This is a genomic window from Heliomicrobium gestii (assembly GCF_009877435.1).
In the GTDB taxonomy this organism is placed as follows: domain Bacteria; phylum Bacillota; class Desulfitobacteriia; order Heliobacteriales; family Heliobacteriaceae; genus Heliomicrobium; species Heliomicrobium gestii.
Genome location: NZ_WXEX01000007.1, coordinates 38709 through 53027, shown reverse-complemented (window position 1 = coordinate 53027; position 14319 = coordinate 38709). Strand labels below are relative to the sequence as shown.

General features: G+C 59.4%; 16 protein-coding genes. All 16 read left to right on the top strand.

Features of this window, described 5'->3' with window-relative positions; translation table 11 throughout:
- The first annotated feature begins 78 nt into the window (after window positions 1–78).
- The 16 genes from GTO89_RS09530 to GTO89_RS09455 all read left to right on the top strand — a co-directional run bounded on the left by GTO89_RS09530 (window position 79) and on the right by GTO89_RS09455 (window position 14317).
- Complete coding sequence (locus tag GTO89_RS09530; protein WP_328793892.1) at window positions 79–1425, top strand: TldD/PmbA family protein; 1347 nt, start codon at window positions 79–81, stop codon at window positions 1423–1425.
- A gap of 73 nt (window positions 1426–1498) precedes the next feature.
- A complete protein-coding gene (gene aroQ / locus GTO89_RS09525) occupies window positions 1499–1942 on the top strand; it encodes a type II 3-dehydroquinate dehydratase (RefSeq protein ID WP_235920370.1) in 444 nt (147 codons plus the stop codon).
- Window positions 1939–3018: an aminopeptidase P family protein gene (locus tag GTO89_RS09520; protein ID WP_161261854.1), complete on the top strand. Its 1080-nt coding sequence runs from the start codon at window positions 1939–1941 to the stop codon at window positions 3016–3018. Before aroQ ends, GTO89_RS09520 begins: the two co-directional genes overlap by 4 nt.
- Before the next feature lie 158 nt (window positions 3019–3176).
- A complete protein-coding gene (gene efp / locus GTO89_RS09515) occupies window positions 3177–3737 on the top strand; it encodes an elongation factor P (protein ID WP_161261853.1) in 561 nt (186 codons plus the stop codon).
- Window positions 3738–3880: 143 nt separating this feature from the next.
- Window positions 3881–4354, top strand: coding sequence for a CD1247 N-terminal domain-containing protein (locus GTO89_RS09510; RefSeq protein ID WP_204758260.1), 474 nt, complete (start codon window positions 3881–3883; stop codon window positions 4352–4354).
- A gap of 114 nt (window positions 4355–4468) precedes the next feature.
- A complete protein-coding gene (gene spoIIIAA, locus GTO89_RS09505; protein WP_235920369.1) occupies window positions 4469–5593 on the top strand; it encodes a stage III sporulation protein AA in 1125 nt (374 codons plus the stop codon).
- Window positions 5566–6084: a stage III sporulation protein AB gene (locus tag GTO89_RS09500; protein WP_161261852.1), complete on the top strand. Its 519-nt coding sequence runs from the start codon at window positions 5566–5568 to the stop codon at window positions 6082–6084. Before spoIIIAA ends, GTO89_RS09500 begins: the two co-directional genes overlap by 28 nt.
- 16 nt (window positions 6085–6100) lie before the next feature.
- Complete coding sequence (gene spoIIIAC, locus GTO89_RS09495) at window positions 6101–6298, top strand: stage III sporulation protein AC (RefSeq protein WP_012281657.1); 198 nt, start codon at window positions 6101–6103, stop codon at window positions 6296–6298.
- Window positions 6299–6315: 17 nt separating this feature from the next.
- Entirely contained in the window at window positions 6316–6717 is a 402-nt protein-coding gene (spoIIIAD, locus tag GTO89_RS09490; protein ID WP_161261851.1) for a stage III sporulation protein AD, read from the top strand.
- Window positions 6714–8024, top strand: coding sequence for a stage III sporulation protein AE (spoIIIAE, locus tag GTO89_RS09485; RefSeq protein WP_235920368.1), 1311 nt, complete (start codon window positions 6714–6716; stop codon window positions 8022–8024). Before spoIIIAD ends, spoIIIAE begins: the two co-directional genes overlap by 4 nt.
- Before the next feature lie 42 nt (window positions 8025–8066).
- A complete protein-coding gene (locus tag GTO89_RS09480; protein WP_161261850.1) occupies window positions 8067–8666 on the top strand; it encodes a stage III sporulation protein AF in 600 nt (199 codons plus the stop codon).
- 35 nt (window positions 8667–8701) lie between these two features.
- Window positions 8702–9301: a stage III sporulation protein AH gene (locus GTO89_RS09475; protein ID WP_161261849.1), complete on the top strand. Its 600-nt coding sequence runs from the start codon at window positions 8702–8704 to the stop codon at window positions 9299–9301.
- Window positions 9298–9987: a SpoIIIAH-like family protein gene (locus tag GTO89_RS09470; RefSeq protein ID WP_161261848.1), complete on the top strand. Its 690-nt coding sequence runs from the start codon at window positions 9298–9300 to the stop codon at window positions 9985–9987. The genes GTO89_RS09475 and GTO89_RS09470 overlap by 4 nt, the downstream gene beginning before the upstream one ends.
- A gap of 248 nt (window positions 9988–10235) precedes the next feature.
- Window positions 10236–12164, top strand: coding sequence for an acetyl-CoA carboxylase biotin carboxyl carrier protein (gene accB / locus GTO89_RS09465; protein ID WP_161261847.1), 1929 nt, complete (start codon window positions 10236–10238; stop codon window positions 12162–12164).
- Window positions 12165–12179: 15 nt separating this feature from the next.
- Complete coding sequence (gene accC / locus GTO89_RS09460; protein WP_161261846.1) at window positions 12180–13541, top strand: acetyl-CoA carboxylase biotin carboxylase subunit; 1362 nt, start codon at window positions 12180–12182, stop codon at window positions 13539–13541.
- Between the two features lie 152 nt (window positions 13542–13693).
- A complete protein-coding gene (locus GTO89_RS09455) occupies window positions 13694–14317 on the top strand; it encodes a hypothetical protein (protein WP_161261845.1) in 624 nt (207 codons plus the stop codon).
- Window positions 14318–14319: the final 2 nt, after the last annotated feature.

The window sequence follows — 14319 nt, the reverse complement described above, 5'->3', positions numbered from 1 at the left end:
CTTTGACGGGTATGGCTTTTTTGCCCAGAAGCAAGGGGATTTGCCGGACTGGGCAAACTGACAGTGGGAGGTGTGGCGGTGAGTCAAATCGCGATGCGGGAACTGGCCCGCCAGATGGTGGAACGGGCACAGGCCAAGGGCGCCAACCAGTCCGAAGCCTACGGCCTTGACTCGAAAGAACTGTCCATCGATGTCTCCAAGGGCATCGTGGAGACGATGAAGCTGGCCGAGGATCGCGGCATCGGCATTCGCGTCTTTCAGAATGGGAAAATGGGCTACTCCTTTACGTCCGACTTGTCGGAAACGGCGCTGGAGGCCACGGTGGACCGGGCGCTGGCGAATGCCCGCTGGAACGCCGAGGATCGCTTCCGGGGATTGCCCGGCAAAGCGGAAGCCTATCCCGAGGTGAATACGCACGACCCGGCTATTGCTGGGATTCCAGTGGAACGAAAGATCGAACTGGCTAAAACGATCGAGGCGACGGCCAAGGCTGTCGATCCTCGAATCAAGATCATCGAACGGTCAAGCTACTCTGACGCCGAATACAGGGTGACGATCATCAACTCCCAGGGCGTCGACGCCGCCTACCAGGGGGCGTACTGCGGCGGCTACGCCTACCTCGTGGCTGAGGAAAACGGTGAGAGCCAGACCGGGTTCTCTCTTTCGTACGGCTTGAGCTTTGACGGGATCGATCCGCAAAAGATCGGCAAAGAAGCGGCCGAAAAGGCGCTGCGCATGCTCGGCGCCAAGCCCCTGTCCTCCCGGCGCGCCCCTGTCGTCTTTGATCCCTATGTGGCGACCCAGTTTCTCGGCATCCTGGCGCCGTCGTTGACGGCGGAAGCCGTACAAAAGGGGAAATCGCTCTTTGCCGGGAAAAAGGGTCAGAAGATCGCCGCCGCCGAGGTGACCATCATCGACGACGGCCGCATGGAAGGGCGGATCCTCTCGGCGCCTTTTGACGGTGAAGGCGTGCCCACCTCCCGGACGGTGCTGATCGACCAGGGATCGCTGGAGGCGTTTCTGCACAACACCTACACGGCGGCCAAAGAGGGGGCGGCGTCGACCGGCAACGGATCGCGAGGGTCTTTCCGGGGGACGCCGGAGGTAGGGACGACGAACTTCTACCTCCAGGCGGGCGAGCGTCCGCCTGATGAGCTCATCGGCGAGATCGAATCGGGGTTCTATGTGACTGAGGTCATGGGCATGCACACCGCCAACCCGATTTCGGGCGATTTCTCTGTCGGCGCCGCCGGGCTCTTGATCGAGCAAGGCCGGTTGACGCGGCCGGTCCGAGGGGTGGCCATCGCCGGCAACCTCCTTGACTGGCTGACGGGAATTGACGGCGTGGGCAGCGATTTGACCTTCTTTATCGGCAAGGGCGCGCCGACGCTGCGCGCCAAAGAAATGGCCATCAGCGGCGCCTAAGTCGTTGTTGCCGCTGTGGTTTTTGTGGTAAAATGCTGAGGGAAATGGGGGATCTCGCCTGAACGCGCGCATTTTGCTGCTCAACGGTCCCAACCTGAATCTGCTGGGCCGTCGTGAACCGGCCCAGTATGGAACGACCACGCTGAGGGAGATCGAGGAAGCCGTCAGCGAACTCGGCCGGAGTTGGAACTGGGAGGTCGTCTGTTTTCAGTCGAACCATGAAGGCGCATTGATCGACTGTATCCACAACGCCTGCGGGCGAGTGGATCTGATCATCATCAACCCGGGCGCTTACACCCATACCTCCATCGCCTTGCGGGACGCCATCGTTGGCGTCGCCATTCCCGTGATCGAGGTGCACCTCAGCAACATCCACGCCCGGGAAGCCTTCCGTCACCACTCCTTCATCGCGCCCATCGCCGTCGGCCAGATCGCCGGTTTTGGCGCCGACGGGTACCGGCTGGCCATGGAAGCGGCCCGTCATTACCTGACGGTCCGGAAGGGGGTGCCGGTGTGACGGGATCAGTCCAGCCCCGCCTCGCCCAGTTGCGGCAACGATGGGATGGGGCCATCGACGCGCTCCTGATCCTGTCGCCTGAAAACCGGCGCTATCTCTCCGGCTTCACGGGGACGGCTGGCTTTTTGCTCGTCGACCGGGAAGGCCAGTGGCTGGCGACGGATTTTCGCTACTGGGAGCAGGCGGCCCAGCAGGCGCCCCAGTGGACGCTGCTCCGGCAAAGAGGCGCCTGGACGGAAACGCTCCAGGAGGCAGTCGCCGATCGGGGCTGGCGAAACATCGCTGTTGAGAGCGATGTGGTCACCCTGGAACAGCAGCAGAAACTGGAAAAGGTTTTGCCGGATATCCAATGGGTTTCCCGCAAGGGCATGGTGGAGTCGTTGCGGGTTGTCAAGGATCAAGCGGAGCAGGCGGCGATCACCGGCGCAGCGGCGCTGGCTGATCGGGGCTTTCAACATATTTTGGGTTGGATGAAGCCGGGGATGACTGAACGGGACGTAGCCCTGGAACTGGAGTTTTTTCTCCGGCGGGAGGGCGCTCAAGCGGTGTCCTTCGAGTTTATCGTCGCCTCGGGTCAGCGGTCCGCCTTGCCCCACGGCGTCGCCTCGGACAAGGTGATCGAGGCGGGGGACTTGCTTACCCTCGACTTCGGCTGCATCCTCGACGGGTACTGTTCCGATATGACCCGAACAGTCGTCTTTGGCCGGCCGACGGCAGAGCAGCGCAAGGTCTACGATACGGTTCTTGAGGCGCAGGAACGGGCATTGGCCGCCATCGCGCCGGGAAAAAGCGGGCGGGCCATCGACCGGATCGCCCGGGATGTGATCGAGCAGGCCGGCTATGGCGAGCGCTTCGGCCATGGCCTCGGCCATGGCGTTGGGCTCGTTGTCCACGAAAACCCGCGTTTGTCCACCCTGTCCGAGGACATCCTCGAGCCGGGTCATGTGGTCACCGTCGAACCGGGGATTTACATTCCCGGCTGGGGCGGCGTCCGCATCGAGGACCTGGTCATCGTCACGGCCGACGGCAACCGCAACCTGACATCATCACCGAAAAAAGAACTGCTCATCCTGTAAACGGCCGAGAGCGGTTCACTGGAGTAACGCGGAAAGCGGTTCAGGAAAGTTGCCTGCAGCGGGTTTTCATGCACAGCACCTGCGCGCAAGCTTTCATTATCATACATCTTCCATCAGCCTGATTCGCATCTAACAAGGGGAAGGAGCATTTTTCGTCCATGATCTCATCCAACGATTTTCGGACGGGTTCGACGATCGAACTCGACGGCGACGCTTTCGTCGTCATCGAATTCCAGCACGTCAAGCCTGGCAAAGGCGCCGCCTTCGTGCGGACGAAACTGAAGAACATCAAGACCGGTTCCGTGGTGGAACGCACCTTCCGGGCCGGTGAAAAAGTGCCCAAGGCCCGCCTGGAGCGCCGCCAGATGCAGTACCTCTACAGCGACGCCGACGAGTCCTACACCTTCATGGATGTGGAGAATTTCGAGCAGATCGCCCTGCAGCGCAAGCAGATCGAAGAGCAACTGCGCTTCCTGAAGGAAAACATGAACGTCCACGTGCTCACCTGGAACGGCAACCTGATGGGCGTCGAACTGCCCAACACGGTAGAACTGAAGGTGGCCGCCACCGAACCGGGCGTTCGCGGCGATACCGCCACGGGCGGCAGCAAGCCGGCCACCCTTGAAACGGGCGCTATCGTTCAGGTTCCCTTCTTTATCAATGAAGGGGAGACGCTGATCATCGACACCCGGACAGGCGCTTACGTTTCCCGCGCCTGATCACCTGATCAGACCTACCTGGCGGTTGGCCTCCAATCAGGATTGAACCGCTAAGCGCCTACATTCATCGCCTAGAAACGATCCCTCCCGGAGATACTACGGATAGCCGATGGCAATCCGAAGGATCCGGGAGGGATTTTATTTTGCAGAAGTTACGCCAGCGTATCTCCTACCTGCAAGGTCTGGCAGAGGGCATGAACGTAGGGGCCAGTTCCCGGGAAGGGCGACTGCTCACGGAAATGTTGCAAGTGCTCGGCGACATGGCTGACTCCATCGACACGCTGAAAGCCGAGCAAGAACGCCTGGATGAGATCGTCGAAAGCATGGACGACGACCTCTTCCAATTGGAGCAGGATATGTACGAAGATGATGAGGAGGAGGACGATGATGACGACGATATCGTCGAAATCGCCTGCCCCTCCTGTCATGAGAACATCACCTTTGACGCGGAGTTGCTCGATGACGATGACTACCTGGAAGTGACCTGCCCCTCCTGCCGGCAGGTGATCTTCATCCAGGAAGGCGACGAGGATATGGAAGAGCGGATCATCGCAGGCGCAGGAGAGGAGTGCCACTGCGACTGCGACGAAGGGGCTCATCACCCCCAAACCCATTAGAAGCAGTTCAATCCTGTAAAAAGAGAAGGCCACGCCGGAGGACGGCGCAGGCCTTCTCTTTTTGCATAATCCTGGTAGGTGGGCATATGTTTTTGTAGGGAAGGGGGGACAAGGATGCGTTGGCGCCTAAGCAGCGGTTCTGATGGGGCGGCGATTTTCGATGAACAGGTCTCCTCTGGGCGAATGGATCCGACCAAGGTCTGTCAAGACGGTCGAGGGGAAGACGAAAGGGCACGTATCGCGTTGCCGGGAGTGGTGCATGAGAGCGCCAATGCACATTGGACCGTTCGGCTGCTCCCTTACCTGGCGCCATCGCTTCGATCCCTCCTGACGGAACAATTGGCGACACAGCCGAGGTGGCTCGATGAGATGACCGAAATCCGACTCCGTGTGGGCCGACCGGTGGCCCTCTGCGGCCGGATGGGTGATCAACTGTTGCGACCTGTCTCCGAAGAAGAACTCGTCCAAACCATCCATCTGATCGCCCATTGCTCGGTCTACGCTTTGGAGCAAGAGTTCCGGCAGGGCTACTTAACATTGCCGGGCGGACACCGGGTCGGCCTCGCCGGCCGGGTGGTTCTGGAAGCGGGGCGGGTAAAAACGATTCATCCCGTTTCATCGTTGAATATCCGCATCGCCCGCCAGTTTCCCGGTGTCGCCGATCCCCTGTTGCCCCGATTGCTTTCTGCTGATAGGGGGATTTTTTTTTCCACCCTGCTCATCTCTCCCCCAGGCGGGGGAAAGACGACACTGCTTCGGGATATCATCCGCCAGATCAGCGCGGGGCGACCGGAAATCGGTCTGCCAGGCATGACGGTGGGCCTGGTGGACGAGCGTTCCGAGGTGGCGGCCTGTTATCACGGCTGCCCGCAAAATGACGTCGGTCCCCGGACCGATGTGCTGGACGGTTGTCCCAAGGCGGAGGGGCTGCTGCGCCTGCTTCGTTCGATGGGACCCCAGGTGTTGGCCACCGATGAGATTGGTCGGGAAGAGGATGTGCGGGCTGTCGAGGAAGCCGTCCATAGCGGCGTCACCCTGCTGGCCACCGCCCATGGGCGAAGCCGGGAAGAAGTCCTCACACGTCCGGGGTTGGAACGGATGTTGAGGTGGAATGTCTTTCAGCGCCTCGTCGTCCTCAGCCGCCGGGAAGGGCCCGGCACCGTTGAAGGGCTGTACGATGCCGGCGGAAATCCTATCGAGGAGGGGGAACCATGGGGAAACTGGTCGGCGCGGCGCTGATCGTCGGCGCCTTCTCGGCCGGCGGGTTCATGACGGCAAGGGATCTCCGGCGGCGAAAACAGATCCTGGCGTCGTTGCAATCGGCCTTAGCGATGTTGGCAACGGAAATCGCCTTCCGGGCAACCCGCCTGCCGGAGGCGCTGGCCCAGGTCAGCGAAACGGCCGGTTCGCCCGTGAAAGCGCTTTTTGCTGAGGCGGGCCGTCGATTGCGCGAGGCAGAGGGACAAGCGGCGTCGGAAATCTGGCTGCTGGCGGTGGAGGAGTGGCTGCACACGACGCCTTTGAAAGGATCCGATGGGGAAGAGTTGGCCCGTTTGGCCCTGGGTCTGGGCGCCGCGCCGCGCGAGGACCAGCTGCACCGCATCGAAGAGGTGAAAAACCGACTGACTTGTCTGGAGAGCGAAGCGTGGGAGACGGAGAACCGGATGGGAAAAGTCTGGTCCTACGGGGGTGTCCTGTTCGGGGCCGCCGTTGTCCTGGCCATTTGGTGAGGGGGAGGACAAGGGAATGAACATGCTGCAGATCTTTCAGATTGCCGGCATCGGCATCGTCGTCGCCATTTTTTATTCCATATTGAAAGAGGCAAAACGGGAAGAATTGGCGCAACTGCTGGCGATCAGCGGCGTGGCGCTGGTGACGCTCATGGTCCTTCGCCTGATCAGCGACCTCTTTGACCAGGTCCGGTCGGTCTTCTCCCTCTATTAACGGAGAGGAGGTGTGCCGTGGAGATTCTGCAGGTTGTCGGGGTGGGCATCATCGCGACCATCTTTTTGGTCATCCTGCGCAAGCAGCGGCCGGAACTGGCGGTCCAACTGAGCATTGCCGCCGGGGTGATCCTATTTTTGTTTGTGCTGGCCAAGATTTCAGCTGTCATTCAAGTCCTGGAGGATCTGGCCAACAAGGCGCAGATCAACCGGTACTACCTGACGACGCTGTTGAAGATTGTCGGCATCGCCTATATCGCCGAATTCGGGTCGCAGATCTGCCGGGACGCCGGTGAGTCGACGATCGCCACAAAGGTGGAGATGGCGGCCAAAATCCTGGTGATGGTGCTGGCGTTGCCGATCCTGCTGGCTTTGATGGATTCGCTGATGAGCCTGCTTCCCCGGGGTGGTCCCTCATGAGGAGGGCAACGCAGGGGCGGGTGAGCCTTCTACACCTCTGGCACCCGGCGAGCGGCGACAGGGGGGCCTATCGAGCCATCTTGGGCCTATTGATGTTTGTTTTACTGGTGACGCAATTTGCAACGATTCCCTCACCGGCCCTAGCGGAGGGGCTCCCGCTTTCCCAGGCGTCTGCCGCGCCGGCCAATCTCTCTCCCACTGCAACTGGGTCTGAGGCATCGAATGGCAGCCCCGAGCCAGCCCCGACCGTCGACCTCACGGAGTTTCAGCGGGTCCTCGACGAGTTGGAGCGGGACAAGGGCAAATACCTTCCTTCGCTCAACCCGCGCACGATCATGGAGGATATCCGGAGCGGGCGGGTGAGCCTCTCTGTCGGTGAAGTCTATCACGGCGTCATGGGGTACCTCTTTCAGGAGGTGCTGGCCAATACGGCGCTGCTGGGGGAACTGATCATCCTGGCCGTCGTCGTCGCCGTCCTCAACCACTTCCAGTCGTCCTTTGAGTCGGGAGCGGTCTCCAAGGTTGCCTTTGCCGTGGGCTACATGGTCTTGATCACCATCGCCATCCACAGCTTCCATACGGCGCTCCAGACGGGGCGGGGGGCCATTGAGGATATGGTTCGATTTATGCAGGCTGTCCTGCCGGTGCTGCTCACCCTGTTGACGGCCATGGGCGGTTTTGCCTCAGGGGCGCTCTTTCATCCCGTCATTTTTGGGAGCATCACCCTGATCAGCACCTTGATCAAGGATTGGATTTTTCCCCTCATCCTGTTTTCTGCCGCCCTGGGCATCCTCAATCATGTGTCGCCTCAGTTTAAGGTAAAAAACCTGCAAAACTTGATCAAAGACGGCTACAAGCTGGCCATGGGCCTGTTCATCACCATCTTCCTGGGCGTCATCAGCATCTACGGCGCTGTAGGGGCCGTTGCCGACGGCCTGACATTGCGGACGGCCAAGTATGCCACCGATGCCTTGCTGCCAGTGGTGGGCGGTCTCGTCGCCGACAGTTTTGAGGTGATCGTCAATTCTTCACTGCTGCTGAAAAACGGCATCGGCCTCATCGGGTTGGTGATCATCGCCATCCTCTGCGTCCTGCCGTCACTGAAACTCCTGGCCCTGGTGCTGATCTACCGGTTGGCGGGCGCCCTGCTCCAGCCCATCGGCGACAGCCCTGTCGCCGACAGCCTGGAGACGATCGGCGGCAGCCTGACCCTGGTCTTTGGCGCCGTCGCCGCCGTAGGGCTCATGTTTTTTCTGGCGCTCACCATCGTCGTCGGGGCCGGCAACCTGACGGTTATGTTGCGGTAGGGGGGGAGCCGACTGGACATCCTTCGCCAGATCATTGAACAGGTGGTGCTGATCATCCTGGTGGGCACGCTGCTGGACATGCTCCTGCCCAACGGCCGGTTGCAGTCGCTGGTCCGGTTGGTGGCGGGACTGTTCATCATGGTGGCCGTGCTCAACCCGATCATGAGTTGGGTGAATAAAAACAATTGGTCCGCCACACTGGGCGGGGACATGCCTGTGCAAGAGGTCAACGGTTACGACGAGATTCGTCGCAAGGGCGAGGCGTTGCGCGAAGAAGGGCTTTCCCAGGCCCGCGAGGAGGCACAAAGCCGCTTGCGGCGCCAGGTGGAGGCGCTGGTTGGGCTCAAGCCAGGGGTGAAGGCGGCGGCGGCCCAGGTGGAACTGGGCGGGCAGTCGGCGTCCAAGACAGGGATCGGCCAGATCACCGTGACCCTGCGGCCTGATGATTCCCGTGAAGGGGAGAAAGAAGCGGTGGCGTCGGTGATGGTGGAGGATATTCACTCCGCTGCCGCCCCGACCTCAACGACGCCGCCGAAGAGGGATGCGACGGCCCAGGAGATCGTCCGGACCCTGTCTGGTTTCTACGGCATCCCGCCCGAACGGATTCGGGTGTTGTGGGAATCAGGGAGACAGTCGGAATGACAGGAAAAACCAGCGGAAACGGGGGAGGATCATCGATGAACTGGCTGAAGCAGCCAAAAGACAAGCTGTTGGCCGTGCTCGCCGTTGCGTTGCTTCTCGGCGTCACCCTGATGATGGCCGACGAACGCCCGCAGGGGGCCGGCATCTGGCCGGGGAAAGAGACGGCGCCTGCGTCGTCGACACCAGCCGTCGATGTGGCCAAGACCGGCCGGGGAGCGGAACTGGCGTCTCAAGAACGGCTGTTGAGTGACCGCGTCTCCAACGCTGTGTCTAAAATCGAGGGCGTCGGCGCCACTGAGGTCGTCGTCAGCCTCGCTCAGGGCACCCGGTCTGAATACGCCACCAACAACAACGCCAACAACAAGAAGATCGAGGAAAAGGACAAATCCGGCGGCACACGGGTAACCTCGGACAGCACAGACAGCCGTACGGTCGTGGTGGTCAAGGAGAGCAGCGCCGCCAAGGAGCAGCCGGTCGTAGTGCGGGAGATGCGCTACGAGATCGCCGGCGTTCTCGTTGTCGCCGAGGGGGCCAAGGACGCCGCTGTGCGCCAGAACATCAGCCGGGCCGTCTGCACCCTGCTGGATATCCCGGCCCACAAGGTCAGCGTCTTTCCCCGGGAGGAAAAACGATGAGGATCCGGATCGTCAAAAAACCGTCCTGGCTGCCGGAACCGTCTCAGTGGCCTGCCCGTAAGCTTTTCGCCCTGCTGGCAGGCTTCCTCGTCATGACGGCCGGTTGTGTGGGCGTCTATTCGGTGAGTGATCTAGTGTTTTCCGAAGCTTTAAAAGAAAGCAGTCGGATCATCGGCGATTCGGCAACCTCGGCGCCACCAACACCGCTAACGTCGCTAACGTCGCCAACGCCGCTAACACCGTCAACACCGTCAACGACACCTACACCTTCCGTCAACAGGGCGGTGACCTTGTCGGCCGGGCCGGCGCTGCCCAACCCCGCCCAGTTCCAGCACAAAGGGCCGGACTTTTTTTCCGAATACCGGATGGAGCGGGAGCGCGTGCGCAGCCAGCAGATCGAAATCCTTCAGGAGATCGTCCGCAACGACCAATCCTCCGGTGAGACGCGCAAAGAAGCCCAAAAAAAACTGCTCCAGATCAGCGAGCAGATAAAAAAAGAGATGGAGACGGAACGGTTGCTCATCGCCAACGACTACCGGGACGCCGTTGCCCTGATCCAGGGCAACACCGTGTCGGTCATCGTCGCCGCCCGGGAATTGACGCCGGCCGACAAAGGAAAGATCGCCGAACTGGTTGCCCGTTCGACAGGGGTGAAGGCGGGAGATGTTGCCGTCATGAACCGGTAAGGAGCTGCCCTTATTCGACGGAAACGTTTATTTTCATGGGGAAAATCGGTTATTCTGTATACATGGATGGCCACGCCTTGCGTCTGAATCGTCCGAACTCTATAATATATGGTAAGTGTCTAGCATTGTCGCTAGCGTATAACTCAGGAGAGTTGTTACTCCCACAACGCCCTGAGTTTCTATTTTGTCCGGAAGCGGCGGAACCAGGGAACCGGACGTGTGCCGCTCGGAAAGACGGAGGGAATCCAGTGCAAGAGCAACGCAGAGTTAAAATCACCGAGACGACACTGCGGGACGGCCACCAGAGCCTGTGGGCCACCCGTATGCGCTTGGAGGACATGCTCCCCATCGTCGAAAAAATGGACAAGGTGGGCTATCATTCCGTAGAGGTTTGGGGCGGCGCCACCTTTGACGTCTGCATGCGGTACCTGAATGAGGATCCCTGGGAACGGTTGCGGATCTTGAAAAAGCATTTTCGCCGCACCCCCTTGCAGATGCTTCTGCGGGGCCAGTCCCTCGTCGGTTACACCCATTACCCCGATGATGTGGTTGAAGCCTTTGTCCACAAATCTGTCGAAAACGGCATCGACATCATTCGCATTTTTGACGCATTGAATGATATCCGTAACATGGAAGCGCCCATGCGTCACGCCAAAAACGCCGGCGCCCATGTGCAGGCGGCGATCGTCTACACAATCAGCCCGGTCCACACGATGGAGCACTACGTCGAAACGGCCATCCAACTGGCCGAGATGGGCGCCGACTCCCTTTGCATCAAGGATATGGCCGGATTGCTTCTGCCCTTCAAATCGCGGGAACTGGTCACCATGATCAAAGAGAAGGTGGACCTTCCCCTTCAACTGCACACCCACTACATCGGCGGCATGGCCGTCGGCGCACTCCTGAAAGGCGTCGAAGCCGGCGCCGATATCATCGACTGCGCCGCCCTGCCCTTGGCCTTCGGTCCTTCCCAGCCGCCTGTGGAGACGCTGGTGCGGGCCTTCAGCGACACCCCCTACGATCCGGGCCTCGACATCCATCGCATCTTCGAGATCACCCAGTACTTTGAAGACCTGCGCAAGCGCCTTGGCTACAAACGGGGGATCACCGGCCTGAACGATATGCTCGTCTTCGACCATCAGGTCCCCGGCGGGATGATCACCAACCTGATCACCCAACTGGAGGAGCAAAAGGCTCGCCATCGCTTGAATGAAGTCTTGAATGAAATGCCCAAGGTGCGGGCCGATTTCGGCTACCCGCCTCTTGTTACCCCCACCAGCCAGATTGTGGGCACCCAGGCTGTGCTGAACGTCCTGACGGGCGAGCGGTACAAACTGGTCCCTGGCGAGGTAAAGGGATATGTGAAAGGTCTCTACGGGAAACCGCCGGCGACGATCCGGCAGGACCTGGTGACCAAGATCCTCAAGGACGACAAACAGATCGACTGCCGTCCCGCCGACCTGCTCGAACCGGCTATGGATCGCGTCCGTCGCGAAATGGGCCCGCTGGCCCAGAGCGAAGAGGATGTCCTCTCCTATGCCCTCTTCCCGCAGGTGGCGCTGAAGTTTTTCGACTATCGGAAAAACCCGCAAGCCCACGTGGTCGCCCCGATCGTTCAGAATCAGGAAGACCCGCCGGCTCCCCTGCCTGGGGGAGACCAGTCCGCAACCCTTAGAGGGAAAGCGCAGAAGGAGGATATGAAGGTGAACGTCCAAGAGATCAAAGAACTCATTCAGGTTCTGAACGGTACGGACATTGCCGAATTGCAAGTAGAGTGTGACGGTGTCAAGGTCGCCATCCGCAAGGGATCGGCCATCCATGCGCCTGCCACCGCCCCTGTGATGGTGAGCGCCCCCGTCGCAGTTGCCTCTGCGCCTGCAGCGGAAGCTGCCGCTCCGGCGCCGAAACCGGCCGCCGATCAGGCCAAGAATCCGAATGTCGTCGCCATCACCTCGCCCATGGTGGGCACGTTCTACCGCGCTCCGGCCCCCGACGCCCGCCCCTATGTGGAAAAGGGCAGCAAAGTGGACACCGGCTCCACGGTCTGCATCATTGAAGCGATGAAGCTGATGAACGAGATCGAAGCCGAAATCAAAGGAACCATTGTCGACATCCTCGTGGAAAACGGCGCGCCCGTCGAATACGGCCAAACCCTTTTCCTCGTTGAAAAAGCCTGAGGGGGCGCCTAATAAATGGGACACCACAGCTTCTTTAACAAGATCCTGATCGCCAACCGGGGCGAGATCGCCGTCCGCATCATACGCGCCTGCAAGGAACTGGGCATCCAGACGGTAGCCGTCTACTCGGAGATCGACAAGGACGCCCTGCATGTAAAACTGGCCGATGAAGCCTATTGCGTTGGACCGGCGCCCTCAAACCGCAGTTATTTGAATATCCCCAACATCATCAGCGCCGCCACCGTTTCCGGCGCCGAAGCCATCCACCCCGGCTTCGGCTTCCTCTCGGAAAACGCCTACTTCGCCGAGATCTGCGAGACCTGCAAGATCAAATTCATCGGACCCACTTCCAAGGCCATTGAGTCGATGGGTTCCAAGGCCGTCGCGCGGGAGACGATGATCAAAGCGGGCGTCCGTGTCGTCCCCGGTTCCGAGTCCATCGTTACCAAGGCGGAAGACGCTGAGAAGATCGCTGAGGAGATCGGCTATCCCGTCATGATCAAGGCATCGGCCGGCGGCGGCGGTCGGGGCATGCGCATCGCCCACTCCGACAAAGACCTCATCAACGCCCTCCAGACGGCCCAGGCGGAGGCGGAAGCCGCTTTCGGCAACAACGCCGTCTACATCGAAAAATACATCGAAGAGCCGCGCCACATCGAGTTTCAGATCATGGCCGACCAGTACGGCAACACGGTCTACCTGGGCGAGCGGGACTGCTCCATCCAGCGGCGGAACCAGAAGCTGCTGGAAGAAGCGCCTTCGCCGGCCCTTTCGCCGGAACTGCGCAAGGAGATGGGCGAACAGGCTGTCCTGGCCGCCAAGTCTGTCAACTACGTCAATGCCGGGACTGTCGAGTTCCTGCTGGACAAGCATGGCCAGTATTATTTCATCGAGATGAACACCCGCATCCAGGTCGAGCATCCTGTCACGGAGCTGATCACCAACATCGACCTGATCAAGGAGCAGATCCGTGTCTCCGCCGGCGAGCCCTTGGGCTACACCCAAGAGGACATCGTCATCAACGGCCATGCCATCGAATGCCGGATCAACGCGGAAGATCCGAGCCGCAATTTCATGCCGAGCCCCGGCAAGATCACGGCCTACCATCCCCCCGGCGGCCCGGGGGTCCGCCTTGACAGCGCCGCCTATGCCGGATACAGCATCCCGCCCACCTACGACTCCATGATCGGAAAGCTGATCGTCTGGGGCCGTGATCGCAATGAAGCCATCGCTCGCATGCAGCGCGCCCTTGATGAATTTGTCATCGAAGGCGTCAAGACGACGATCCCCTTCCAACAAAAAGTGTTGGGCAATGCCTTCTTCCAGCGCGGTGAGGTATACACCAATTTCATCCAGCGGCGGATGCTGGGAGAATAGAGAACCTCTGATAATCGAATAAGGATGGCTTAAACAACCCGGCTCCTTGTGAGCCGGGTTGTTTTAACTCTCCATATCCCTATTTAACCCCGTATTATTTTCTACCCCTACATATGGATGCTATGATTCCCAAAAAAAGTAGGGGTGGAAATATGAAACGGATCGAGGATAATGTCGTTATAGAGGTCATCGACTATAACCAAAGGGCCGTGCTGTTCTTGGGAAGCCTGCTCAAGAAGTATTTCCTTCTCCGCGGTTTTTACGTTAACGCCCACAGCAGCACCGTGTACGCATCAAAACGACCCTATAGCGTATATCGCATCGAAGTAAGTGAAAGCAGACAGGCACTACAAATCGATAATACGGATATACTGATCGTTCTATCGAACGCCCTATTCGCAGAACCGGATTCGAAACATATCGCTCATGGACGAGTTGTCTTGTGTTGCGGTTTTGTGAATTACTATAAGCCGGGCCAGCAATGCATAGAGGTTCCGACAGGGTTTTTCTTACAATTTAAAAATCATGAGATGGCTATACAGATAGGGATAGCCAGCGCGCTGTTGGCATTACTAAATCAGCCGCTCAGTTTGCTTATGCATATCGCTCCGAAAAAAGAATTTCTTGATAAGATCTTAATTTTCAATTTCATTTTCGCCTCTATTTACGAATGGATTTGGCAAAACTACTATGAAAGCGGAAGGGTCTTTCCATTCACCTTTGCCTTGACCTCTCCGGAAGAAGAATTGGCTGAGGAGTTGTCGCTTATCCGCTAGGA

Coding starts and splice junctions, on each gene's coding strand:
- efp (WP_161261853.1), top strand. CDS start 3,177: ATGATCTCATCCAACGATTTTCGGACGGGTTCGACGATCGAACTCGAC.
- spoIIIAA (WP_235920369.1), top strand. CDS start 4,469: ATGCGTTGGCGCCTAAGCAGCGGTTCTGATGGGGCGGCGATTTTCGAT.
- GTO89_RS09500 (WP_161261852.1), top strand. CDS start 5,566: ATGGGGAAACTGGTCGGCGCGGCGCTGATCGTCGGCGCCTTCTCGGCC.
- spoIIIAC (WP_012281657.1), top strand. CDS start 6,101: ATGAACATGCTGCAGATCTTTCAGATTGCCGGCATCGGCATCGTCGTC.
- spoIIIAE (WP_235920368.1), top strand. CDS start 6,714: ATGAGGAGGGCAACGCAGGGGCGGGTGAGCCTTCTACACCTCTGGCAC.
- GTO89_RS09475 (WP_161261849.1), top strand. CDS start 8,702: ATGAACTGGCTGAAGCAGCCAAAAGACAAGCTGTTGGCCGTGCTCGCC.
- GTO89_RS09470 (WP_161261848.1), top strand. CDS start 9,298: ATGAGGATCCGGATCGTCAAAAAACCGTCCTGGCTGCCGGAACCGTCT.
- accC (WP_161261846.1), top strand. CDS start 12,180: ATGGGACACCACAGCTTCTTTAACAAGATCCTGATCGCCAACCGGGGC.
- GTO89_RS09455 (WP_161261845.1), top strand. CDS start 13,694: ATGAAACGGATCGAGGATAATGTCGTTATAGAGGTCATCGACTATAAC.